Here is a 20,896-nt window from a genome sequence, read left to right as displayed (position 1 = left end):
GCACGGCCGGAGATCAGGCGGTGCTCACCCCGACCCAGCGGGCAGCCGGGCGGGAGGCGGCCAGCGCCAGGGTGGCGACCGACGGCGGCAGCACCAGCGCGAGCGCGGCCACCCCACCGGCGGCCAGGTCGCCCGGGCCGCCGAGGTCGACCACGGCGAGCCCGGTGGCCGCCAGCACCAGCGACGTCAGCGTCGCGAGCAGCGCCGCCGAGCTGCCGGCCACGCAGCCGAGGCGGCCGGCCGGGTGCTGCCGCGGCAGCAGGACGCCGCCGGACAGCAGGACCGACGCGAGGACGGCGTCGACCGCCGCGTGGAGGCCGGCGCGGGCGGCGTCGGCCGGGAAGCGGACCAGCGTGACGACGTCGAGGACGAACCCCGCGGCGTAGAGCAGCCCGCCGAGCAGCGCGAGCGCCGCGGCGGCGAGGGCGGTGCGGCCTTCGGTGGAGGTGGTCAAGCGGTCACCGGCCCGGTGGTCGGCCGCCCTGCGGCCGGGGCGGGTACGGCTGATGAGGATACGGCCGGTTACCGTGCGTGCTCCTCGGGGGCGGAAGTCACCAGCTCCGCGACGAAGACGGGTACGCACCCGGACCGGACATCACCGGCAGCGCGGCGCGGTAGCGCAGGTAGCGGAACGTCGGCGGCAGGAACGCGAGGACCAGCACGAGCACCGCCAGCGTGGCGAGGCCGACCCGGTCGACCATGGCGAGGCCGCCGTGGGTGAACATCGCGTCGGCGAAGCGGGCCGGCGGTACGCCCACCGACAGCGGCTCGGTGAGCAGCGCCCCGATGGCCAGCAGCGCGCCGATGCCGAGCAGGACCGCGCCCGCCGTCGCGCGGAACAGCGTGGCCAGGGAACCGATGAGCAGGACGAGCCCCGCGACGAGGTAGCCGGCGAAGTCCACCAGCACCAGACCCGGCAATGCGCCGAGGCTGAATTCGGCGGGCATGTCGAGAAAGATCTTGACCGGTACGTAGCCCGCCGCGACCGCGGCCGGAATTCCGAGAAGACCCGCGAGCACCGCCGTTACTCCGGATGGCCGAGTCGATGAATACGAATGCGAACGCGCTACCGGATAGCCGGTCACCAGTCCCCCATCGGGCAAGCTCAAGTACGACGGCGCTCACCTTAGACCGGAATGCGGGAAGTAGTCCGGAAACGGAACGGAATTCGGCCGGACGGCGGAACCCAAGATCATTATTGTGCGGTAGCGGCAGAAATCATGTCACGCGATCGCACGGACGCCTTTTGTCCTCTTCGGACAATTGCGAATTCCGCTATAAATGCAGCGTGCCCCGGAGCCGAAAGGCTCCGGGGCACGAAAGGCGCTCAGTTCACCACTGCTGCGGCGGCTGGCCGGGCTGGCCGAACCCGCCGCTCGGCGGGCCCTGCTGGCCCGGCGGCTGGCCGTAGCCCTGCTGCTGCCCCGGCTGCTGCGGGTAGCCGTGCGGCGGCTGGCCCGGCTGGCCGTAGCCACCCTGCTGCGGCGGCTGGCCCGGCTGCCCGAAGCCCCCGCTCGACGGCTGCGGGAACCCGCCGCTGGCCGGGTTGGGGCCGCCCGGCTGGCCGTAGCCCGGGGGCGGGCCGTAACCCTGCGGCGGCTGGCCGTATCCCTGCTGCTGCGGCGGCGGGCCGGGCTGACCCGGCTGGCCGAAGCCGCCCGGCTGCTGCGGGCCGCCGAAGCCCTGGGGCGGACCGCCGAAGCCCTGCGGCCCGGCCGGTGCGGCGGCACCGCCGCCACCGCCGAGGCCGACGAACTGCGCGGTCGCCGGCACCAGGCCGAGCACGCCCGCGATGAGGACGAGGACGCCGATGATCAGCGGCGGCAGCCCGAGCCCGAAGGTGTCCTTGGCGGACGCCGAAACCTGCGCGAGCGCCTCGGCGTTCGGCGTCATGCCGATCTTGAGCAGCAGCGCGAACAGCGTGAGGAGCGCGCCGCCCGCGACGACCACGATCGGGACGAACTTCTTGATGCCGCCCAGCTTGCCCGCGAGCGCCAGGCCGACACCGCCGGCCAGGGAGAGCAGCGAGCCCACCAGGATCATCACGACGTAGAACCACACGGTGCCCGGGCCGATGATGCCCAGCCGGTCGAGGACGTCCTTGATGGCTTCCTGGCTCGGCGCGCTGTCGAAGAGCTTCGAGTAGTCGCTCGCGTCGCCCATGTAGCCGAAGGAGATGATCAGCGCGATCAGGCCGAGCACCGCGACGACGCCGCCGGCGATGTAGCCGAAGAGGCCGTTGCCGCCGTCGGCCGCCGGAGCGGCACCGAACGGCTGCTGCGGCTGCCCGCCGAAACCGGGCTGCTGCGGGCCGCCGAACCCGGGGCCGCCGAAGCCCTGCGGGGGCTGCTGCCCCGGCTGGCCGAAGCCGCCCGGCTGCTGCCCGAACCCGCCCTGCTGACCGGGGTGGCCGAAGCCGCCCTGGTCCGGCTGACCGAACCCGCCCTGCTGCTGGCCGAACGCCGCGGCCGGGTTGTCGGCCGCGCTCGGCGGCGGGGTGTACGGGATCGCCGGCGGCTGGGAGCCCGGGGGCACCAGCTGCGTGGAGTCCGCGACCGGGGCGTCGCCGCCGCCGACCGGGTTCACCATCTGGGTCGCGTTCGCGTCGACCGGCGGCATCGCCTGGGTCGCGCCCGCCCCGCCGTCACCCGGCTGGACGACCTGGGTCGGCTCAGGCGTCTCCCCGAACGGGGAACCGCCCTGCTGAGGCTGGGCGGGCTGGACGACCTGGGTCGGTTCCGGGCTGCCGAACGGGTCCTGCTGCGGCTGGGGGCCACTCGGCGGGCCTTGAGGTGGCTGGCCGCCACCCCACGGCTGGTTCGGTGGCTGCGGTGCACTCATGTGGGTCTTGAACCCCCTTGACGAGGACGCGAAAGTGTTCTACTCGCGCTCACGCTATCGGATCACCCGGCAGGGCGCTCGTAACGCCCCTGCCGGGTCCGCCGATCAAGACACTTCTCAGCCGTTGTTCAGCGTCCGGCCAGAAAGCCCAGGAGGTCGTGCCGGGTGACGACCCCGGCGGGCTTGCCGTCGACCAGCACGAGGGCGCCGTCCGCGCTCTCGAGCGCGGTCATCGCGGAACCCACCTGCTCACCGCCGCCGATCGTGGGCAGCGGCGGCGACATGTGCCGGTCGAGCCGGTCGGCCAGCTGCGCCTTGCCGGTGAACAGCGCGTCGAGCAGGTCGCGCTCGTTGACCGCGCCGACGACCTCGGCCGCCATCACCGGCGGCTCCGCGCTGACCACGGGCATCTGGCTGACGCCGAACTCGGCCAGGATCGCGATGGCCTCGGCGACCGTCTCGTTCGGGTGCGAGTGCACCAGCGTCGGCAGGTGCCCGCTCTTCTTGGTGAGCACGTCGGCGACCGTCGCGCCGGAGGAGTCCGGCGGCAGGAAGCCGTAGGAGGACATCCAGGTGTCGTTGAAGACCTTCGTCAGGTAGCCGCGGCCGCCGTCGGGCAGCAGCACGACCACGACGTCGTCCTCGGTGAGCCGCTCGGCGAGCTTCAGCGCGGCGGCGACGGCCATCCCGCAGGAGCCGCCGACCAGCAGGCCCTCTTCCAGCGCGAGCCGGCGGGTGACCTGGAAGGAGTCGGCGTCGGAGATCGGGATGATCTCGTCGGCGATGTTCCGGTCGTAGGTGTCCGGCCAGAAGTCCTCGCCGACGCCCTCGACCAGGTACGGCCGGCCGCTGCCGCCGGAGTAGACCGAGCCCTCCGGGTCGGCGCCGACCACCTGCACGCGGCCGTCGCTGACCTCCTTGAGGTACTTGCCGGTGCCGGAGATCGTGCCGCCGGTGCCGACGCCCGCGACGAAGTGCGTGATCTTGCCGTCGGTCTGCTTCCACAGCTCGGGCCCGGTGGAGAGGTAGTGGCTCTCCGGGTTCTGCGCGTTGGCGTACTGGTTGGGCTTCCAGGCGCCGTCGATCTCGCGGACCAGGCGGTCGGAGACGTTGTAGTAGGAGTCCGGGTGCTCGGGCGCGACCGCGGTCGGGCAGACCACGACGCGGGCGCCGTAGGCCTTGAGGACGTTGCGCTTGTCTTCGCTGACCTTGTCCGGGCAGACGAAGACGCACTGGTAGCCCTTGCGCTGCGCGACCATGGCCAGGCCGACGCCGGTGTTCCCGGACGTCGGTTCCACGATCGTGCCGCCGGGGCGCAGCTCACCGGAGCGTTCGGCCGCCTCGATCATGCGCAGCGCGATCCGGTCCTTGACCGAGCCACCCGGGTTCAGGTACTCGACCTTGGCCAGCACGAGCGGCTTGAGCCCCTTGGTCAACGAGTTCAGCTTGACCAGCGGGGTGTTGCCCACGAGGTCTGCGATGTGCTCTGCGTACTCCACGACCGCCAGCCTAAACGGCCGACCGGTGGCGTTGTCCACCTCACGGTCCACTCACGCGCGATCGGGGTCCGGGGGCCTCCGGGTGCGCGTCGGCGATGCCGGGCAGCGATGGCGAGGTCGGACCGCCCGGCGAGGACCCTTCAGGCAGCCACCAAGCCGCTCGTCCACACCGGTTCCGGCCCGAGGGCCGCCGCACGCTGAGCCGTCATCCCGTCCCGGAGGGTCCGCCCGGCGCCGATCGGCACGCGGCAGTCCGTCCGCAGGATCAAGGGCCCGGAGCGAGCGGCCCAGGTGGTGATCATCGCCAGTTCACCTCCCGTGTCGTGGAACGGCGACTTCATCGGAAACACGATCCTATCGGCCCGCCGGTTGCCCCGGCTCACCCTTTCGTGTCAATTCCGCCCAGCCCGGCCGGTCGGCGATCGGCCGTTCTTCCCAGCCCGGCGGCCAGGTCCGCGGAAACCCGCGTTGCGCCTCCGCACCGGCGAGCCGCGCGGTCGTCTTCGTGCCGAAATCGGCCGGACCACTGAAAACGGCGCCGTTGAAGGAGTCGCGCTCGCCGCCGAAAACGGTTCCCCGGAAATCGACGCGATCTTTGAACTCGGCCTTGTTGAAGTCGGCTTTGGTGCGGAATTCGGTACCGCGGAACAGCGTGAGTTCGAGAAACTCCGCGTCGTAGCAGACGATCGAACGGATCACGCAGTGCGTGAGGGTGAGCCCGACCAGAGTCGCACCGGAAAAGTCGAGGTCGATGTCCGGCCAGTACCCGGTGTTCGGCGCTTCGGGCTTCCCGGGCCGCAGGTGCGTCAGGAGGATGCGCTGCGCGGTCTTGCGGACCTGCAGCTCCTCGCGGTGTTCGTCGCCTTGCACGTACGGCATCCGCAGGTAGGCGCAGAGGACGTTGACGATCGTCTGCCGGTGCTCCGGGTACCCGCCGGCGAGCCGTTCGAGCGAGTAGAGCCCGGCGAGCCGCACGGGCGCCTTGTCGCTGCCGAGCTGGTCGGCGGCCTTGCCGTAGATCTCGGTGACCCGCCGTTCGGTGGCGTCGTGGTCCTTCTGCACCAGATCCAGCTCGGCGGACCGCTGCCGCCGCGCGGCGAGCAGCAGCGCGGCGGCACCCCCGGTCCCGACGACGATGTTGGCGGCGGTCTTGAGCGCGTCGAGCCGGGCGGAATCCTCCGGACGGCCGCCGCCCAGCAGGGCGAGCAGGAGGGTGGCCGCCAGCGCGGCGAGCACCAGGAGCCCGGCGCCCCACAGCAGGATCGTCCTGGTCCGCAGCACGCGCTCGAGTTCGTTGGCCACGGGGTTCGATCCTGCCAGTCACCGCCCGGTCGCACACCGGGTTCGGCCGCGCTCGGGTCCGGTCACCCGGCCGCGACCACATCGCCCGGCCGGCTTCCGGGCGGCCGCCACCGAAACCCGGCGCCGGTTCCGGCCCGGCCCGCCGCCACGACCGCCACCCGGGGCCCGCACCCGAGCGGCCGCCACCGAAACGCCGGACCGCACTACCGCAGATCGGCCACGCTCGGGTCCGGTCACCGGCCGCAACGACACCGCCCGCGGCCCGCTCCCGGGCGGCCGCCACCGAAACCCGGCGGCCGGTTCCGGCCCGGCCCACCACCGCGACCGCCCGCCCGCGGCCCGGCTCCCGAGCGGCCGCCACCGAAACGCCGGGCCGCGCTACCGCAGATCGGCCGCGCTCGCCACGACCACCCCGTACAGATCCGCGATCGTCGCCAGCGCGCTGTGGTGCAGCTGCTCCGAAGTCACCTCCGCGACCGCCGTCGCCAGGGGGCGGGTCGCGCACGCCTCCGCCACCACCGTCGGGGTGTTGCCGCGCAGGAACGCGCCCTCCGCGGTGAACGTGACGCACATGTTGGTCATGAAGCCCACGACGATCACGTCCTCGTGGCCCGCCGCGTCGATCCGCTCGCCCAGATCCGTGCCCACGAAGGCGTTCGGCGCGGCCTTCACCACGACCGGCTCGCCGTCGACCGGGGCGACGTCCGGGTGGATGGCGCCGATGTCGGTCCGGACGTCGTACGCGCTGCCCGCGCCGCCGTCGTGGACGACGTGGATCACCTTCGCGCCCGCCGCCCGCGCCGCGGCGAGCAGGTCCTTGGCGGCGGTCAGCGCGGGCCGCCAGCCGTCCAGTTCCATGACCCCGCGCGTGTACGTGTTCTGGTAGTCGACCAGGACCAGCGTCGACCCGGCCAGTGCGGCGGGGGTCCGGTCGAGCCCGTTGAGCTCCCGCAGCGTCGTCCTCGGCATTTGTCGTCCTTCCGCTCTCGTTGACCCCACCGACGCTAAAGTCGGCCGAGCGTGTCGGCAATGACATGCGAGACGCAGAAACCGACATGGAGCGAAGACCGATGGAACGGCTGATCGTCGTGGTCCTGTTCGACGGGGCCGACCTGCTCGACGTCACCGGTCCCGCCGAGGTTTTCTCGCTGCTGCACCGGGAACTGGACCGGCCGTCCGGCTACCGCGTCGTCCTCGCGGCCGGGGCGGCGGACCCGGTGACGACGTCCGCCGGCGTGCGCGTGCTGCCGGACGTGACCTTCGGGGAGCTGACCGGCCGGGCGATCGACACCTTGATCGTGCCGGGTGCGGTGACCGTCGGGGAGAACCGGGAGATCGTCGCCGTGTGCGATCCCGCCGTGGTCGACGCCGTGCGCGTGCTGGCCGGGAGCGCGCGGCGGGTGGCGTCCGTCTGCGTCGGCGCGCACGTGCTCGCGGCCGCCGGGCTGCTCGAGGGCAGGCGCGCCACCACGCACTGGTCCACCGCCCGGCAGCTCGCCGCCGAACACCCCGGGGTCGCCGTCGACGCCGACCCGATCTTCGTCCGCGACGGCGAGGTGTGGACCGGCGCCGGGCTGACCGCCTGCCTCGACCTCGCGCTCGCGCTGGTGGAGGACGACTTCGGCCCGGAGCCGGCGGCCCGCGTCGCCCGCCAGCTCGTCATGTTCCTCCGGCGGCCCGGCGGGCAGAGCCAGTTCAGCGTGTCCCTCGAACCGGCGTCCGCGACCCGGCGGGTCGAGGAGCTGCGCCACCACGTCGCCACCCACCTCGCCGAGCCGCTGACGGTCGCCGACCTGGCCGCGCACGCCCACCTCACCGACCGGCAGCTCACGCGCGTGTTCAAGGCGGAGCTGGGCATGACGCCGGCCGCGTACGTCGAGCACGCGCGCGTCGAGGCCGCCCGGCAACGGCTGGAAACCACCGACGACACGCTCTCGCGCGTCGCCACCACCTGCGGTTTCGGCACGGTGTCCACGCTGACCCGCTCGTTCCGCCGCCGGCTGACCACGACGCCGGGCGAGTACCGCGAGCGATTCCGGATCCGGTAGGGCCAGGCAAGCTCACACCGGCTTCGACTTTGCGAGCCGGGATCCAGGCGGCACTATGTGAGCAACCGCTTAGTGACCGTCGATACGAGGATGTGTCCGTCATGCCCGAAGCCGTCATCGTCTCCGCCGCGCGTTCGCCCATCGGGCGCGCCAACAAGGGCTCGCTGGTCAGCCTGCGGCCCGACGACCTGACCGTGCAGATGGTCCAGGCCGCGCTGGCCAAGGTGCCGCAGCTGGACCCCACCGACATCGACGACCTGATGCTCGGCTGCGGCCTGCCCGGCGGCGAGTCCGGCTTCAACATGGGCCGCGCGGTCGCCGTCGAGCTGGGCTACGACCACCTGCCCGGCTGCACCATCACCCGGTACTGCTCGTCGAGCTTGCAGACCACGCGGATGGCCTTCCACGCGATCAAGGCCGGCGAGGGCGACGTCTTCATCTCGGCCGGCGTCGAGACCGTGTCGCGGTTCTCGAAGGGCAGCTCGGACTCCTGGCCCGACACCCACAACCCGCTCTTCGCCGACGCCGAAGGCCGCACCAAGGCGACCGCGGAGTCCGGCACCGACACCTGGACCGACCCGCGCACCGAGGGCAACGTCCCGGACGTCTACATCGCGATGGGCCAGACCGCGGAGAACCTCGCCCGGCTCAAGGGCGTTTCCCGCGAGGAGATGGACGAGTTCGGCGTCCGCTCGCAGAACCTCGCCGAGAAGGCCATCGCGGACGGCTTCTGGGCCAAGGACATCACGCCGGTGACCCTGGCGGACGGCACGGTCGTCTCGAAGGACGACGGCCCGCGCGCCGGCGTCACGGTCGAGGGCGTCTCCGGCCTCAAGCCGGTCTTCCGCCCCGACGGCCGGGTCACCGCCGGCAACTGCTGCGCGCTCAACGACGGCGCCGCGGCGCTGGTCATCATGTCCGACACCAAGGCGCGCGAGCTGGGCCTGACGCCGCTGGCGCGGATCGTGTCCACCGGCGTGACCGGCCTTTCGCCGGAGATCATGGGCTACGGCCCGGTCGAGGCGTCCAAGCAGGCGCTCTCGCGCGCGGGGCTGTCCATCGGCGACATCGACCTCGTCGAGATCAACGAGGCCTTCGCCGCGCAGGTCATCCCGTCGTACCAGGACCTGGGCATCGACCTGGACCGGCTGAACGTCAACGGCGGCGCGATCGCGGTCGGTCACCCGTTCGGCATGACCGGCGCCCGGATCACCTCGACGCTGATCAACTCGTTGCAGCACCACGACAAGCAGTTCGGCCTCGAGACGATGTGCGTCGGCGGTGGCCAGGGCATGGCGCTGATCATCGAGCGCCTTTCCTGATCCCGACGGTGTCTGCTGAAAAACGGGCGAAGGCCCCCGCTCGCGAGTGGGGGCCTTCGCCGTGGTTTCAGCAGACGCTGTCGGTCGGCACCGGGTTCGCCAGGCCGAACAGCGGGCGCAGCTTCAGGCCGACCCACGTGCCGCCGAGGGCGAAGACGCCCCACAGCCAGCCGTGCAGGCTGCCGGTGGAGATGCCGCCGAGGTACGCGCCGATGTTGCAGCCGCCCGCCATCCGCGCGCCGACGCCCATCAGGATCCCGCCGAGGAGCGCGGCGACGGCCGTGCGCCACGGGATCGAGCTGTGGATCTTCCACGCACCCGCGGCCGCGGCGGCCACCGCGGCGCCGATCATGATGCCGATGTCGGTCAGGCTGGTCTTGTCGCGCCAGATCGGGTTGGCCAGCGACGTCGCGTTCGCCTTCTGCCGCCAGAACTCCCACGACTCCGGGTGCAGCCCGAAGACCTGCAGGATCTTCGCGCCCCACAACGAAAACGCGCTCGTGACGCCCCAGATGCCGCCGGAGACCAGGAACACCGCGCCGGCCAGCACGCCCAGCACGACCGCGCCGGCGAGCATCGGCCACGAACCGCGGAAGACACGGGCGAAGCCGCGCGCGGTCGGCACGACGTCGGTCGGCGGCGGCGTCCGGCGGCGCTGCACCGCGCGCGTGCCCAGGACGATCGCGGCGAGCACGGCGATCGTGATCGCCCAGGAGCCGAACCAGCCGACGTGGTCGGCCAGCAGCACGCCCTTGAACTCGGGCCAGCCGGACAGCACCGGGTACGCCCACGTGTAGAGCACCGAGCCGGCGATGAAGCCGCCGAGGGTCAGCACGATCGTCGACTGGCCGGACCCGACCGCGAAGAGCGTGCCGGACGCGCACGCGCCGCCGAGCTGCATGCCGATCGCGAAGAGCGTCGCGCCGACGAAGAGGGCGAGGCCGAGCGCGCCCGCCGTCGGAGCCGGCTTGCTGCCGAACAGCCCGCTGCCGGTACCCGCGATCAGCGCGATCAGCGTCGCGGCGGTGCCGAGCAGGAGGGTGTGGGCCCGCAGGCCCTGGCCGTTGCCGACGGCGATGAGCTGGCGCCACGCCGACGTGAAGCCGAAGCGCGAGTGGAACAGCGCGAGCCCGAGGCCCAGGCCGAGCAGCAGCAGGACGCCGAACTTGGCGCCGTGGCTCGCCCAGACGTACCAGGTCAGGCCGGCCGCGAGCGCACCCGCGACGGCCAGCGGCACGACGCGGACGGGATCCTCCGGCCGCGGCGCCGGCGCGGCGCAGGAGGTGGGGAATTCGAGGAACTTCTGGTCACCGGCTGGGGATTCGGTCGTCGCCACCCGCCAAAGCTAGATCCGGTGATCGATTCACCGCAGCTCGTCGCACACTGTGGGACGAGCCGCGGTGACCGGCGGGCTATTCGTTCGTCTTGACGCACATCGTCGTCGCCGGCGACGGGTAGACGGCCACGCGCGTGGCCTCCGTGCCCTCGCAGAGACCCTTGTCCGCCTGACCCGAGACGACCTTCACCAGTTCGCCGTCCTTGGTGGGGTCGGTGCAGGGCACCTTCAGGTAGCCCTTGGTCTGCGACGTGAAGTTCGCGAGGCAGTCGCCCTGCTTCGCGTTGATCATCAGGCACAGCTTGTACGAGCTGCGGCCGCTGACCGAGTAGGTGTCGTAGCCGGCGTCGGACCCGCCGGGGCACTGGTCGGACGCGCTGTCGAGCTTGGCGGCGATCTTGACGTTGGCCTTCGGGTCGTTGCAGTCGGCCTTCGCCGGGTCGTCCCCGCCCCGGGTGAACTCGGTGATCGTGAGGCAGTCACCGGCGGCGGAGCTGGCGGGCGAGTTCGCGAACGAAACGATCCCCACGACGACGGCGACGATCACGACGACGCCGACGATGCCGAACTTGATGAACGTGCCGGCCTTCGACTTCTTCGGCACCGGCGGCGCGGGCGGGAAGCCCTGGCCGGGCGGGAACTGCCCGGGCGGGAACTGCCCCGGCGGCGGGCCGTACTGGCCGGGCTGCCCCTGCGGCTGGCCGTGCGGCGGCGTGCCGGGCTGGCCGTACTGCTGCTGCGGCTGACCGCCGGGAGGCGGTCCGTAGGGATCGGGCTGACCCACCGGCTGCTGGCCCCCGGGGGCCGGAGGGGGAACGCTCACTGTGAACCTCACACATGTGAAATGAAGAACCGACCGGCACATCAAACACGCAGGGTGAGCGGGATCCGCAGCGGGGTCCCCGAATGCACGAATTACCCACAGAAAAGGCGCCCCGTTGATTACGGAGCGCCTTCACTGTGTAGTCATTCGGAAGCTATGAGCCAGGGTTACTCACGAAGGTAGGACAGCAGCCGGAGGATCTCCAGGTACAGCCAGACCAGCGTGGTCATCAGGCCGAACGCGGTGTACCAGGCCCACTTCGACGGCATGCCCTCGCGGATCATCCGGTCGGCCTGGTCGAAGTCGAGCAGGAAGCTGAACGCCGCGATGCCGATGCAGACGATGCTGAAGATGATGGCGAGCGGGCCGCCGTCGCGCAGCGGGTTGAAGCCGAAGACCAGCGCACTGATCAGGTTGAACAGCATCAGGATCGCGACCCCGACGACGGCGCCGACGATCCACTTCGTCAGCTTCGGCGTCACCTTCACCGCGCCGGTCTTGTAGACCACCAGCATGCCGATGAAGACACCCGCGGTGCCGATGATCGCCTGCAGCGCGATGCCCGGGTAGACGACCTCGAAGACACCGCTCAGCGCACCGAGGAACAGGCCTTCGGCGGCGGAGTAGACGAGGGTCAGCGGACCGCTCGGCTTCTGGCGGAAAATAATCACCAGGGAGATCACGAGCCCGACGACCAGGCCGCCGAGCATCGCGCCGAGGAGCGGGCCGGACAGCCGGCCGGTCTCGGCCAGCGTGTTCTGGGCCCAGATCGCGGTGACGATCCCGACGAGCAGCGCGACGCCGAGGCTCATGCCGGTCTTGACGACGACGTCGTCGACGGTCATCGGGCGGTCGCCCTCGCCGGAGGCGGCCTGGCCGGGGCCGTACCCGGGCACGCCGCCCTGGGGTTGGTTGAAGCCCACCGGGGGGCCGTACTGCCCGTAAGTCTGGGTTCCGCCGTGGGGCAGGTTGCGGAACGCCGGGTTGCTACTGGAACGCACCTGATCCTCCTGGATCTGCTGCTTTGTGGATCGACGCTGCATCGGGTTCAACGACCGCCGGGGACGTGCGGTTCCCGTCGAGTAAAGACGACTTTACTCGACGGCGGCCCCCTGGCCACGGCGGACACGTTATGCGACCACGATCACGACCGTTCGGCGACCGCCACTCGAAGGGCGGTAGACAGCCGGGCCCCCTCGGCGCGACGCTCACCTGGCGTGCCCGGTCGTTCACCGTACGCGCGTCGGGGAGTTGATCAATCGTGTGACCTGCGGAGACGCTGTGAGCCGTCGCCGCGCGGCCGACGAAGGAGCCTGCACACCATGAGGTGGTCGACACGCCCGCGCGCGGGCATCCGCGTGCTCATCGCCCTGTTCGCCGCGACGCTGCTCGGCGCGCTCTCCGCGACCGCGGCGTCGGCCGCGAGCCAGGAGGGCATCGGCCACCGGGTCGGCGCCGACCCGGCGCCGCGCCCGGTCTGGCTGGGGTCGTACGTCGTCGGCGGGGAGCAGGTGTTCTGCGTGAGCTTCCGGCTCCGCGCGCCGAACACCGACGAGCCGTACAAACCCGGCGACGAACTGCTGACGAAGTGGGGCACGAAGCTGCCCGCGGACGTGGCGGCGAACATCTCGTACCTGCTGCTGCGCTACGGCGGCACGAAGAACCCCGACGAGGCGACCGCGCTCGCGCACCTGCTGCACTCGTGGACCGCGCCGTCACGCACCTCCACCGACCGCGACCCGAACCTGCCCGCGGACGAGATCGCCTACGACGAGGACGGGTACCTGAAGGCGATGAGCAAGGACTCCGCCGACGCCGTCAAGCGGTTGCGGACCGACGCCGAGACCAACCGCGGGCCGTGGACGGCGTCGGTGACCGCGCCGAAGGGCGACCAGCACCTCGGTGAACCGGCCGAGTGGACCGCGACCGTGAAGAACGCCAAGGGCAAGGGCGTCCCGGACGTCGCGGTGAAGCTGACGGCGACGGCCGGCACCCTCGGCGAACCGGCTGGGGACCCGGCGGGCAACTCGAGCCCGCAGGCCGCCGCGAAGGACGTCACGCTGAAGACCGGCCCCGACGGCACGGTGAAGGTGAAGCTGACCCCGACGGGCGAGCGGCCGAAGCTGGTGGCGTCGCTGTCCGCGCCGGCCGCCCGGCCCTACGTCCGGCTGCCGGTCGACACGGCGGCGCAGCGCGTCGTCTCCACCGGCGGCGAGCAGGAGCTGACCGCGCAGGGCGTCGTCGAAGTCGCGAAGCCCGGCAAGGTGCAGGTGACGAAGACGGACGCGAACACGGGCAAGGGCGTCGGCGGCGCGGTCCTGCGGATCACGGGCGCGGACAAGACGTCCGCGGCCCTCGGTGCGGACGGCAAGCCCCTGACGGGCGCCGACGGCAAGCCCGCGGTCGTCACGACCGACGGCGCGACCGGCGGGGTGACGGTCGAGAACCTCCGGGCACCGCAGGAGATCTGCGTGGTGGAGGCGAGCCCGCCGCCGGGGTACACGAACGCTTACGACCCGGGCAACCCGCCGTCGGCGTGCGGCACGGTGAAACCGGGCGAGACGCTGGCGCTGACGGTGTCGAACAAGCCGAACGAGGTCCCGCGCGCGATCCCGGCCGGCGACGCCCCGGTCGCGATGATGCGGGGGACGGTCGAGACGAGCTATTCGGGGCTGGGCCTGGCGGGGATCGGCTTGCTGGTGCTGCTGGGCGCCGGCCTGGCGGGCTTCGCGGCACGGCGCGCTTCGCGGAGGTAACGGCGTGGCGAACGACGCCGGCGAGCGCTGGCGGGGCGAGAGCTGGTTCATCGAGGAGTGGCACCAGGGAGTGGGCTGGGCGGCTGGTGAGGAGCAGCGGCACCGGGGCACCGACTGGACCGCGGGCGGCGATGCTTCGCAGCAGCAGGGCACCGGCTTGGCCGACGACCGCGAGCTGCAGCACCTGGCAACCAGCTGGACGGCCGCCGACGGTTCGCAACCTCAGGGCACCGACTGGGCCACCTACGACCCGCAACCCGGCGACCACCGGTACCCGGGTCGGTCGAAGCCGCGTCGAGGGCGGCTGCTCGTCGGGTTCGCGCTCGGGGCCGCGACCGTCGTCGGCCTGCAACTGGGGTCCTCCGTGGTCGCCTCACCGCCGAAGACCGTCGTGGCCGGGACCGCGCTGCCCGCCGCCGGCGCCGCAGCCCCAGCCGCCCGCCCGGCCACCCTGACCCCGACACCCCCACCGCCACCGCCGACGAGCACCCCCGCCGCCCCGGCCGCGCAGCCGTCCACCGCGCCGCCGGCTCCGCAGCGACCCGGCACCGTGCGGCTCCCCGCCGGCGGTACCGCCACCCTCGTGCGCAAGGACCTCGGTCCCGGCGGTGAACTGCCCGTCCCCGACAACCTCGGCCAGGCGACCTGGTGGGGCGCCGAGCTCGACGCGGCCGGCGGTGCCAGCGTCTTCGCCGGGCACGTCAACTGGCGGGGCGCCACCGGGCCGTTCGCCGAGCTGTGGAACGCCCGGATCGGCGCCGAGGTGACCATCGTGGACAACGCCGGGAAGACCTGGCGCTACCGCATCTCCCAGCTGCTCACCGTCCACAAGAACGACCTGCCCGCGCAGGCCGACGACCTCTTCGGCCAGTCGGGCCCGCACCGCGTGGTGCTCGCGACCTGTGGCGGCCGCTGGGTCGGCGGTTCGGACGGCTACGAAGAGAACCGCATCGTCATCGCGGAGCCCGCATAAGTTACCCGTGAGTAACTTCACGTCGCGCCACGGTGGTCACGAACACCCCGATGCAGCAGAATGCCCAGGGTCAGGGCGTGGAGCGAGAGGTGTGAAGACGATGGCGACGTTCTTGGTGACCGGGGCGACCGGACTGATCGGGCGCCAGTTCACCCGGCTGCTGCTCTCCCGCCCCGACGACGACCGCATCGCGCTGCTGGTCCGCGCGTCGAGCAAGGCCAAGCTGGCCGCGCTCGTCGACCAGTGGCCGCACTCCGACCGCGTCACGCTGGTGACCGGGGATCTCGGGGAGCCGCTGCTCGGCGTGTCCGAAGCGGACCGCGAGGAGCTGCGCGGGCACGTCGACCACGTCGTCCACCTCGCCGCGCTCTACGACCTCACCGCCGACGACGAGGCCAGCGTCAAGGCCAATGTGGACGGCACGCGCAGCGTCGTCGACCTCGCCGCCGACCTGCGCGCCGGCTGCCTGCACCACGTCTCGTCGGTCGCCGTCGCGGGTGACCACGAAGGCGTCTTCACCGAGGAGATGTTCGACGCCGGGCAGCGGCTGATCACGCCGTACCACCGGACGAAGTTCGAGGCCGAGAAGATCGTCCGCGAGCAGACCGAGGTGCCGTGGCGGGTGTACCGGCCCGCGGTCGTCGTCGGGCACTCCGAAACCGGCGAAATGGACAAGATCGACGGCCCCTACTACCTCTTCCCCGCGATCAACCGGCTCGCCGGGCTGCCCGACGTGCTGCCGATCGTCGGCCCCGACCTCGGCGACACCAACATCGTGCCGGTCGACTACGTCGCCAAGGCACTGCTGGAACTCGTGGTCAAGCCCGGGCTCGACGGCCGCGCCTTCCACCTGGTCAACCCCGAGCCGCAGCCGGTCGTGTCCGTTTACAACGCCTTCGCGCGGGCCGCGGGCGCGCCGACGATCTCCGTCCAGCTGGGCGAAGGCCTCTCCAAGCGGATCGTCGGACTGGTCAAGCTGACCGAGCACATCCCCGGCGTCACCATCGCCCGCGACGCCGTCATGGAGCGCTTCGGCATCCCGCCGGTGCTGCTGGACACCATGGCGTTCCCGTCGGTGTTCTCCTCGGCCGAGACGCGCAAGGCACTGGCCGGCAACGTCGAGGTCCCCCGGCTGGCGGAGTACGCGCCGACGCTGTGGCGCTACTGGCGCGAGCACCTCGACCCGTTCCGCGCGCGCCAGCACGGCCCGCGCGGCGAGCTGGACGGCCGCCGCGTGATCATCACCGGCGCGTCGTCGGGCATCGGGCGCGCGACGGCGCTGAAGGTCGCCGCGGCGGGTGGCGTGCCGCTGCTCGTCGCCCGGCGCCAGCACGAACTCGAGGAGGTCCGCGACGAGATCGTCGCCGCCGGCGGCACGGCGTCGGTGTACCCGGCCGACCTGACCGACGAGGACTCGGTGCGCAAGGCCGTCGACGCGATGCTGGCCGAGCACGGCCGGATCGACATGCTGGTCAACAACGCCGGCCGGTCGATCCGCCGGTCGATCAAGCTGTCCTACGACCGGATGCACGACTACGAGCGCGCGATGGCGATCAACTACTTCGGCGCCGTCCGGCTGATCCTCGCGGTGCTGCCGCACATGTCGGAGCGCAAGTTCGGGCACATCGTCAACGTGTCGTCGATCGGCGTGCAGGGCATCGCGCCGCGCTTCTCGGCGTACGCGGCTTCGAAGGCGGCGCTGGACTACTTCTCGCGGATCGCCGCCACCGAGACGCACGGCGACGGGATCACCTTCACCACCATCCACATGCCGCTGGTGCGCACGCCGATGATCCGCCCGACGAAGATCTACGACGCGTTCCCGACGAAGTCGCCGGAACAGGCCGCGGACATGGTGCTGAAGGCGCTCGTCGAGCGGCCCAAGCACATCGGCACGCCCGCCGGGCAGGCGATCGGGCTGGCGTACACGCTCACGCCGGGCCTCACCGACGCCGTCGCGTACCAGGGTTTCCGGATCTTCCCGGACTCGGCCGCGGCGGGTGGTTCGGGCGGGTTGAAGATCGGCCGTGGCGAGAAACACCTTTCCCGCGCGGCGATGGCGCTAGCCCGGCTGTCGCGCGGGTTTCACTGGTGACGCAGCGTTTCCGGGGTGCGGCCGTTCCGGCGACGCGCCGCCCGGACCACGACACGTGTTGGTGATTTGTTAAGCCGAAGGGCGTAAGCGGTCCGTGCCCAGGTACGGTCGGGCGCATGGTTCCTGAGCGCGACCCCGCCGCAACCGCCCTCAACGGCCTCCTCCCCCTCCGTCGTGAGTACACCCAGGCCTGGCACGGCTTCGACCGCAACGAAGTCCGCCAATACCTCGACCACGTCGAGGCGCAGCTGCGCCGGGTGCTCAGCGAACGCGACGCCGCCGTGGCGCAGGCCGCGAGCGCGGCCAGGGAGGCGGAATCCGCCCGGCAGCAGGTCGCTTCGCTCGAAGCGCGCGTCGAGGAGCTCAAGAAACCGCCGGAGCGGCTCGAGGACCTCGACGAGCGGATGCAACGCACGGTGACGCTCGCGCAGGCGCGCGCGGACGAGATCGTCAAGCGCGCCGAGGCCGCCGCGGAGAAGACGTGGGCGGGCTCGACCGAGGCGTCGACGAAGCTGCGTGAGCGGTACACGAAGCTGGTCGCGGAGCTGGACAAGCAGGCCGACCTGCTGCACTCCGAGCACGAGAACGCGCTGGCGGAGACGCGCGCCGAGGTGCAGCGGCTGACCGTCGAGGCGGCCCAGCGGCGCGAGCTGCTCGACAACGAGGCGGAGCGGAAGCGGCGGAAGATCGAGCGCGAGTTCGACGCCTCCCAGTCCGCGCAGAAGACGGCGCTGGACAAGCACATCGCCGACCAGCGCACGGCGAGCAAGAACCAGGCCGAGCGCCGGATCGCCGAGGCGACGGCGGAGGCCAAGCGACGGCTCGACGAGGCCACGGCGGAGGCCAAGCGCCGCCTCGACGAGGCGACCACCCAGGCCGCCCAGCGCACGACGGTGGCGAACCGCAAGGTCGAGCGGCTGGCGGAGATCCGCGAGCAGGCCCGCAAGAGCCTGGCGATGGCGGAGGACATCCTCAACCGCAGCGAGACGCAGCTCGCGACGCTGCCGGAGGAAGCGGTGATCCCCCAGGCGTCGAAGCTGGTGGGCGGCGACACGGAATCGGCGACCACGCCGTCGGCCCCGGTCGTCCCGGTGGTGCAGCCGCAGATCCCCGCGAAGCCCGCGGTGGCGCCGAAGCCGGCTCAGGCCGCGAAGCCCGCGCCGCAGCAGGCAAAGCCGGCACCCGCGGCGAAGCCGGGCAACGCCCCGGCGAACTCGAACGGCCCGGCCACGAAGCCGGCCAACGGCAACGGGAACGCCGCCAAGCCGCTTTCCCCGACCGCGAGCAAGCCCGGCTCCTAGACACCCCCAAGCGCCCCGATGCGGCGTTGGGTGCGTCTGACGCACCCAACGTGGCGTTGGGGCGCTTTACTTGCGGGCGGTGCGGGGCCAGGGGTTGGCCGACTCCAGCTGGGCCGCCAGGCCCAGCAGCAGGGACTCGCCGCCCGGGCGGGTCACCAGCTGGACCGACGTCGGCAGGCCCGAAACGACCGAGCGCCCCACCGGGACCGTGATCGCCGGGTAGCCCGCGAAGTTCCACTGGCCCGTGAAGCCGGCCAAGCGCGTCGACGGCAGCACGTTCGTCAGCCACCGCTTCTCGTGCCAGCGGCCCGCCTTCACCGGCCAGTGCGACAACGTCGGCGTCATCAGCACGTCGTGGCCGTCGAAGAACTCCGAGGCCCGCGCCAGCCACAGCTCCCGCGTCCGCTCGCGGATCAGCCCCGCACGCTGGATCAGCCGTCCCGCGCGGACGTGCGCGCGCGTCCGCCGCTGCAGCCCGGAGAACGAGAAGCCCTCCGCCTGGACGGCCGGGCCGGCCAGCCAGCGGGCCGTCATGCCCAGGACCATCGTCGCCGGGTAGCGCGGGGCCGCCGTGGACAGCGTGTGGCCCGCTGCGGACAAGTGGCCCGCCGCGGTCGAGACCGCCGCCACCAGCTCCTTCGGGACCGGCGTGTGCAGCAGGGGCACCGTCGTGGACATGCCGATCCGGACCGGCTCGGGCGTCGGCACCGAGGCCAGCGACGGGTCCGCGGCCAGGACCGAGAACAGCACCGCCGTGTCCGCGACCGTCGTGGCCAGCGGGCCGTGCACCGACATGCCGAACCAGCCGCCCTCGGCCAGCCGGTCGGCGCCCGGCTTCAGGCCGACCAGCCCGCACATCGCGGCCGGCAGGCGGACCGAGCCCATGCCGTCGGTGCCGTGGGCCAGCGGGACCAGGCCGGCCGCCACCGCCGCCGCGCTGCCGCCGGACGAGCCGCCCGAGGCGTACGTCGGGTCCCACGGGTTGCGGGCGATGCCGTCCGGGGTGTCGCTCATCGGCCAGATGCACAGCTCCGGCACGCGCGTCAGCCCGACGAGCACCGCGCCCGCGGCCCGCAGCCGCGTCGCGACCAAGCCGTCCGCGGTGGCCGGTGAAGACGGGCCGGCCGGCGAACCGTGCGAAGCGAACTCGCCCTCGATCTCCGTGACGTCCTTGACGGCGACGGGCACCCCGGCCAGCGGCAGCGACGCGAGATCGGGCCGCGCGGCGACCTCCGCGGCTTCCTTCAGCGCCTCTTCGGCGCGCACCCGCCGGAAGGCACCGACGACGCCGTCGGCCGCGCCGATCCGGTCCAGCGCTTCCCGGGTCACCTGCACCGGGTCGAGGGTCCCGGCCCGGACGGAGGCCGCGATCTCCACTGCCGTCAGCACCATGATCGCGACCCTAGCCCACGGAACGGCTCAGATGGCTCCCGCTCGCAGCGCGTAAGCGACGGCGTGGGCGCGGTTGTTGAGGCCGCAGCGGGTCATCAGGCCGTAGAGGACGTTCTTCACCGTCCGCTCGGAGTAGCACAGCTTCGCCGCGATCTCCTCGGTCCCGAAACCCTCGGCGACCAGCCGCAGGACGTCGCACTCGCGCGCGGCGAGCCCGGACAGCGTCAGCCCGTTCGGCTCCAGCACGTCCTTGCGCATCCGCTGGACCTGCGAGAGCAGCGCCCCCTGCAGCCGCGGCGGCAGGTTGGCCGTGCCGTCGCCCGCCGCGAGCACCGCCGTCACCAGCTCGGCGCCGCCCGTTTCGCGCCGCGGCAGGATCGCCACGACCCCGCACTCCAGCACCGACATCAGGTCGCTCTCGCGGAAGTGCTCGACGACCAGGACCACGTGGGACGCCTTGGCCGCGCGGATCTCGCCCAGCACGGCCTCGGTGACGTGCTCCTCCATCACCAGCAGGACGTCCGGGACCAGGTCGGTCACCCGGATGTCCGGATGGGACTCCAGCAGGCTCTCGGCGCCGGCGTGCGTGATCGGGTCCGAGGCGAGGACGGTCACTTCCACGGGCTTCATGGACGCAGTGTGGCGGGCGCGCCTTCACGCCTTCCCTATTCCGTCTTCACGCGCGTGAAGACGTCTCCAGTCCCCCGACCGCCGTGCGCGCCCGTTCCAGGCAGCCCGGCATCCGCTCGGCCGCGCGCGCCCACTCGCGCTTGGCCCGCCGGTACTCCTCCTGAGCCGCCGCGGTCCAGCCCGCCAGCTCCGGCTCGACGTCGGTCTCCAGCTCGGCGAGCAGCTCGCCGAGCTCGCCGGTGATCGCCCCCATCCGGTCGAGCACCAGACCGGCGTAGCTGAACTCGAGCTCCTGGCGCGTCACGGCACGCGCTGCCGCGGCACCGGGCCGCCGCCCGTCGTCTCGAGCAGCCGGGCCAGCCGCGAGAGGATCACGTCGTACTCCTGCTCCCAGTCGCTCATGGCCTGGCCGAAGCGCACCGCGTCCTCGCCCCGCCACGACGCCTGCACCTCCGCCATCTCGCTGTTGACGTCGCGAAGCCGGGAGCGGGCCGCTTCGATGGTGTGCGCGAAGCGGGCGGCCGCCCGCTGCATCTCGTCCGTCGGCGCCGCTGTGGCCATGCGGGAACTCCTCTCGG

Annotated in this window: 20 protein-coding genes; 6 read left to right on the top strand and 14 right to left on the bottom strand. The window is 72.3% G+C overall.

The genetic code is table 11. From position 1 onward, the window contains the following. Positions 1 to 13: 13 nt before the first annotated feature. The 7 genes from AB0B33_RS41770 to AB0B33_RS41740 form a co-directional block, all read right to left on the bottom strand. A complete protein-coding gene (locus AB0B33_RS41770) occupies positions 14 to 454 on the bottom strand; it encodes a hypothetical protein (protein ID WP_360782352.1) in 441 nt (146 codons plus the stop codon). Between the two features lie 97 nt (positions 455 to 551). After that, on the bottom strand, positions 552 to 947 hold the full coding sequence (locus AB0B33_RS41765; protein ID WP_247018635.1) for a hypothetical protein: 396 nt from the start codon (positions 945 to 947) through the stop codon (positions 552 to 554). A gap of 385 nt (positions 948 to 1,332) precedes the next feature. Then, on the bottom strand, positions 1,333 to 2,841 hold the full coding sequence (locus AB0B33_RS41760; protein ID WP_360782350.1) for a hypothetical protein: 1,509 nt from the start codon (positions 2,839 to 2,841) through the stop codon (positions 1,333 to 1,335). Positions 2,842 to 2,969: 128 nt separating this feature from the next. Beyond that, positions 2,970 to 4,340: a cystathionine beta-synthase gene (locus tag AB0B33_RS41755; protein WP_247018631.1), complete on the bottom strand. Its 1,371-nt coding sequence runs from the start codon at positions 4,338 to 4,340 to the stop codon at positions 2,970 to 2,972. 140 nt (positions 4,341 to 4,480) lie between these two features. Then, a complete protein-coding gene (locus AB0B33_RS41750) occupies positions 4,481 to 4,681 on the bottom strand; it encodes a hypothetical protein (protein WP_247018628.1) in 201 nt (66 codons plus the stop codon). Between the two features lie 13 nt (positions 4,682 to 4,694). Next, positions 4,695 to 5,642, bottom strand: a complete 948-nt coding sequence (locus AB0B33_RS41745; protein WP_360782348.1) for a pentapeptide repeat-containing protein — start codon at positions 5,640 to 5,642, stop codon at positions 4,695 to 4,697. 378 nt (positions 5,643 to 6,020) lie between these two features. Then, positions 6,021 to 6,611, bottom strand: a complete 591-nt coding sequence (locus tag AB0B33_RS41740; RefSeq protein WP_360782346.1) for an isochorismatase family protein — start codon at positions 6,609 to 6,611, stop codon at positions 6,021 to 6,023. A 101-nt stretch (positions 6,612 to 6,712) separates the two neighbouring features. Here AB0B33_RS41740 and AB0B33_RS41735 point away from each other — a divergent pair, with 101 nt between their 5' ends. Both AB0B33_RS41735 and AB0B33_RS41730 read left to right on the top strand, forming a co-directional pair. Next, entirely contained in the window at positions 6,713 to 7,690 is a 978-nt protein-coding gene (locus AB0B33_RS41735) for a DJ-1/PfpI family protein (RefSeq protein ID WP_360782344.1), read from the top strand. A gap of 101 nt (positions 7,691 to 7,791) precedes the next feature. Then, positions 7,792 to 9,012, top strand: a complete 1,221-nt coding sequence (locus AB0B33_RS41730) for an acetyl-CoA C-acetyltransferase (protein ID WP_360782342.1) — start codon at positions 7,792 to 7,794, stop codon at positions 9,010 to 9,012. A gap of 67 nt (positions 9,013 to 9,079) precedes the next feature. On the opposite strand, the gene AB0B33_RS41725 is transcribed toward AB0B33_RS41730, so the two are convergent. The 3 genes from AB0B33_RS41725 to AB0B33_RS41715 all read right to left on the bottom strand — a co-directional run bounded on the left by AB0B33_RS41725 (position 9,080) and on the right by AB0B33_RS41715 (position 12,172). Next, on the bottom strand, positions 9,080 to 10,348 hold the full coding sequence (locus AB0B33_RS41725; protein ID WP_360782340.1) for a YeeE/YedE family protein: 1,269 nt from the start codon (positions 10,346 to 10,348) through the stop codon (positions 9,080 to 9,082). 76 nt (positions 10,349 to 10,424) lie between these two features. Further along, positions 10,425 to 11,171: a hypothetical protein gene (locus tag AB0B33_RS41720; protein ID WP_247018616.1), complete on the bottom strand. Its 747-nt coding sequence runs from the start codon at positions 11,169 to 11,171 to the stop codon at positions 10,425 to 10,427. A 167-nt stretch (positions 11,172 to 11,338) separates the two neighbouring features. Then, positions 11,339 to 12,172, bottom strand: coding sequence for a Bax inhibitor-1/YccA family protein (locus tag AB0B33_RS41715; RefSeq protein WP_360782338.1), 834 nt, complete (start codon positions 12,170 to 12,172; stop codon positions 11,339 to 11,341). 321 nt (positions 12,173 to 12,493) lie between these two features. On the opposite strand from AB0B33_RS41715, the gene AB0B33_RS41710 reads away from it, so the two are divergent. The 4 genes from AB0B33_RS41710 (at position 12,494) to AB0B33_RS41695 (ending at position 18,296) form a co-directional block, all read left to right on the top strand. Further along, positions 12,494 to 13,927, top strand: coding sequence for a hypothetical protein (locus tag AB0B33_RS41710; RefSeq protein WP_360782336.1), 1,434 nt, complete (start codon positions 12,494 to 12,496; stop codon positions 13,925 to 13,927). Positions 13,928 to 14,231: 304 nt separating this feature from the next. After that, positions 14,232 to 14,900: a class F sortase gene (locus AB0B33_RS41705; protein ID WP_360782363.1), complete on the top strand. Its 669-nt coding sequence runs from the start codon at positions 14,232 to 14,234 to the stop codon at positions 14,898 to 14,900. Positions 14,901 to 15,000: 100 nt separating this feature from the next. Continuing rightward, positions 15,001 to 16,995, top strand: a complete 1,995-nt coding sequence (locus AB0B33_RS41700; protein WP_247018611.1) for an SDR family oxidoreductase — start codon at positions 15,001 to 15,003, stop codon at positions 16,993 to 16,995. 116 nt (positions 16,996 to 17,111) lie between these two features. Next, a complete protein-coding gene (locus tag AB0B33_RS41695; RefSeq protein WP_360782334.1) occupies positions 17,112 to 18,296 on the top strand; it encodes a cell division protein DivIVA in 1,185 nt (394 codons plus the stop codon). Between the two features lie 66 nt (positions 18,297 to 18,362). Here AB0B33_RS41695 and AB0B33_RS41690 read toward each other — a convergent pair whose 3' ends face one another. The 4 genes from AB0B33_RS41690 to AB0B33_RS41675 are packed head-to-tail and all read right to left on the bottom strand — an operon-like array spanning position 18,363 to position 20,879. Beyond that, the gene (locus AB0B33_RS41690) at positions 18,363 to 19,688 is read right to left on the bottom strand and encodes an amidase family protein (RefSeq protein ID WP_360782332.1); all 1,326 of its coding nucleotides are present in this window, start codon (positions 19,686 to 19,688) and stop codon (positions 18,363 to 18,365) included. Between the two features lie 27 nt (positions 19,689 to 19,715). After that, entirely contained in the window at positions 19,716 to 20,318 is a 603-nt protein-coding gene (locus tag AB0B33_RS41685) for a response regulator transcription factor (protein WP_247018602.1), read from the bottom strand. 46 nt (positions 20,319 to 20,364) lie between these two features. Further along, on the bottom strand, positions 20,365 to 20,622 hold the full coding sequence (locus AB0B33_RS41680; protein ID WP_247018600.1) for a hypothetical protein: 258 nt from the start codon (positions 20,620 to 20,622) through the stop codon (positions 20,365 to 20,367). After that, positions 20,619 to 20,879: a WXG100 family type VII secretion target gene (locus AB0B33_RS41675; RefSeq protein ID WP_247018598.1), complete on the bottom strand. Its 261-nt coding sequence runs from the start codon at positions 20,877 to 20,879 to the stop codon at positions 20,619 to 20,621. Before AB0B33_RS41675 ends, AB0B33_RS41680 begins: the two co-directional genes overlap by 4 nt. Positions 20,880 to 20,896: the final 17 nt, after the last annotated feature.

Origin of the sequence: Amycolatopsis sp. NPDC049159, assembly GCF_040648295.1 — a bacterium.
Taxonomy (GTDB): Bacteria; Actinomycetota; Actinomycetes; order Mycobacteriales; family Pseudonocardiaceae; genus Amycolatopsis; species Amycolatopsis pretoriensis_A.
Note: the sequence above shows the minus strand (reverse complement) of the source record. Positions and strands in the feature narration are given on the sequence as shown.

What these genes read in the sequence shown, in the direction of transcription:
- AB0B33_RS41685 (WP_247018602.1), bottom strand. Translation starts at nt 20,318, where the DNA reads ATGAAGCCCGTGGAAGTGACCGTCCTCGCCTCGGACCCGATCACGCAC.
- AB0B33_RS41700 (WP_247018611.1), top strand. Translation starts at nt 15,001, where the DNA reads ATGGCGACGTTCTTGGTGACCGGGGCGACCGGACTGATCGGGCGCCAG.
- AB0B33_RS41735 (WP_360782344.1), top strand. Translation starts at nt 6,713, where the DNA reads ATGGAACGGCTGATCGTCGTGGTCCTGTTCGACGGGGCCGACCTGCTC.
- AB0B33_RS41750 (WP_247018628.1), bottom strand. Translation starts at nt 4,681, where the DNA reads ATGAAGTCGCCGTTCCACGACACGGGAGGTGAACTGGCGATGATCACC.
- AB0B33_RS41765 (WP_247018635.1), bottom strand. Translation starts at nt 947, where the DNA reads ATGCCCGCCGAATTCAGCCTCGGCGCATTGCCGGGTCTGGTGCTGGTG.
- AB0B33_RS41695 (WP_360782334.1), top strand. Translation starts at nt 17,112, where the DNA reads ATGGTTCCTGAGCGCGACCCCGCCGCAACCGCCCTCAACGGCCTCCTC.
- AB0B33_RS41760 (WP_360782350.1), bottom strand. Translation starts at nt 2,841, where the DNA reads ATGAGTGCACCGCAGCCACCGAACCAGCCGTGGGGTGGCGGCCAGCCA.
- AB0B33_RS41690 (WP_360782332.1), bottom strand. Translation starts at nt 19,688, where the DNA reads ATGGTGCTGACGGCAGTGGAGATCGCGGCCTCCGTCCGGGCCGGGACC.
- AB0B33_RS41730 (WP_360782342.1), top strand. Translation starts at nt 7,792, where the DNA reads ATGCCCGAAGCCGTCATCGTCTCCGCCGCGCGTTCGCCCATCGGGCGC.
- AB0B33_RS41710 (WP_360782336.1), top strand. Translation starts at nt 12,494, where the DNA reads ATGAGGTGGTCGACACGCCCGCGCGCGGGCATCCGCGTGCTCATCGCC.
- AB0B33_RS41740 (WP_360782346.1), bottom strand. Translation starts at nt 6,611, where the DNA reads ATGCCGAGGACGACGCTGCGGGAGCTCAACGGGCTCGACCGGACCCCC.
- AB0B33_RS41675 (WP_247018598.1), bottom strand. Translation starts at nt 20,879, where the DNA reads ATGGCCACAGCGGCGCCGACGGACGAGATGCAGCGGGCGGCCGCCCGC.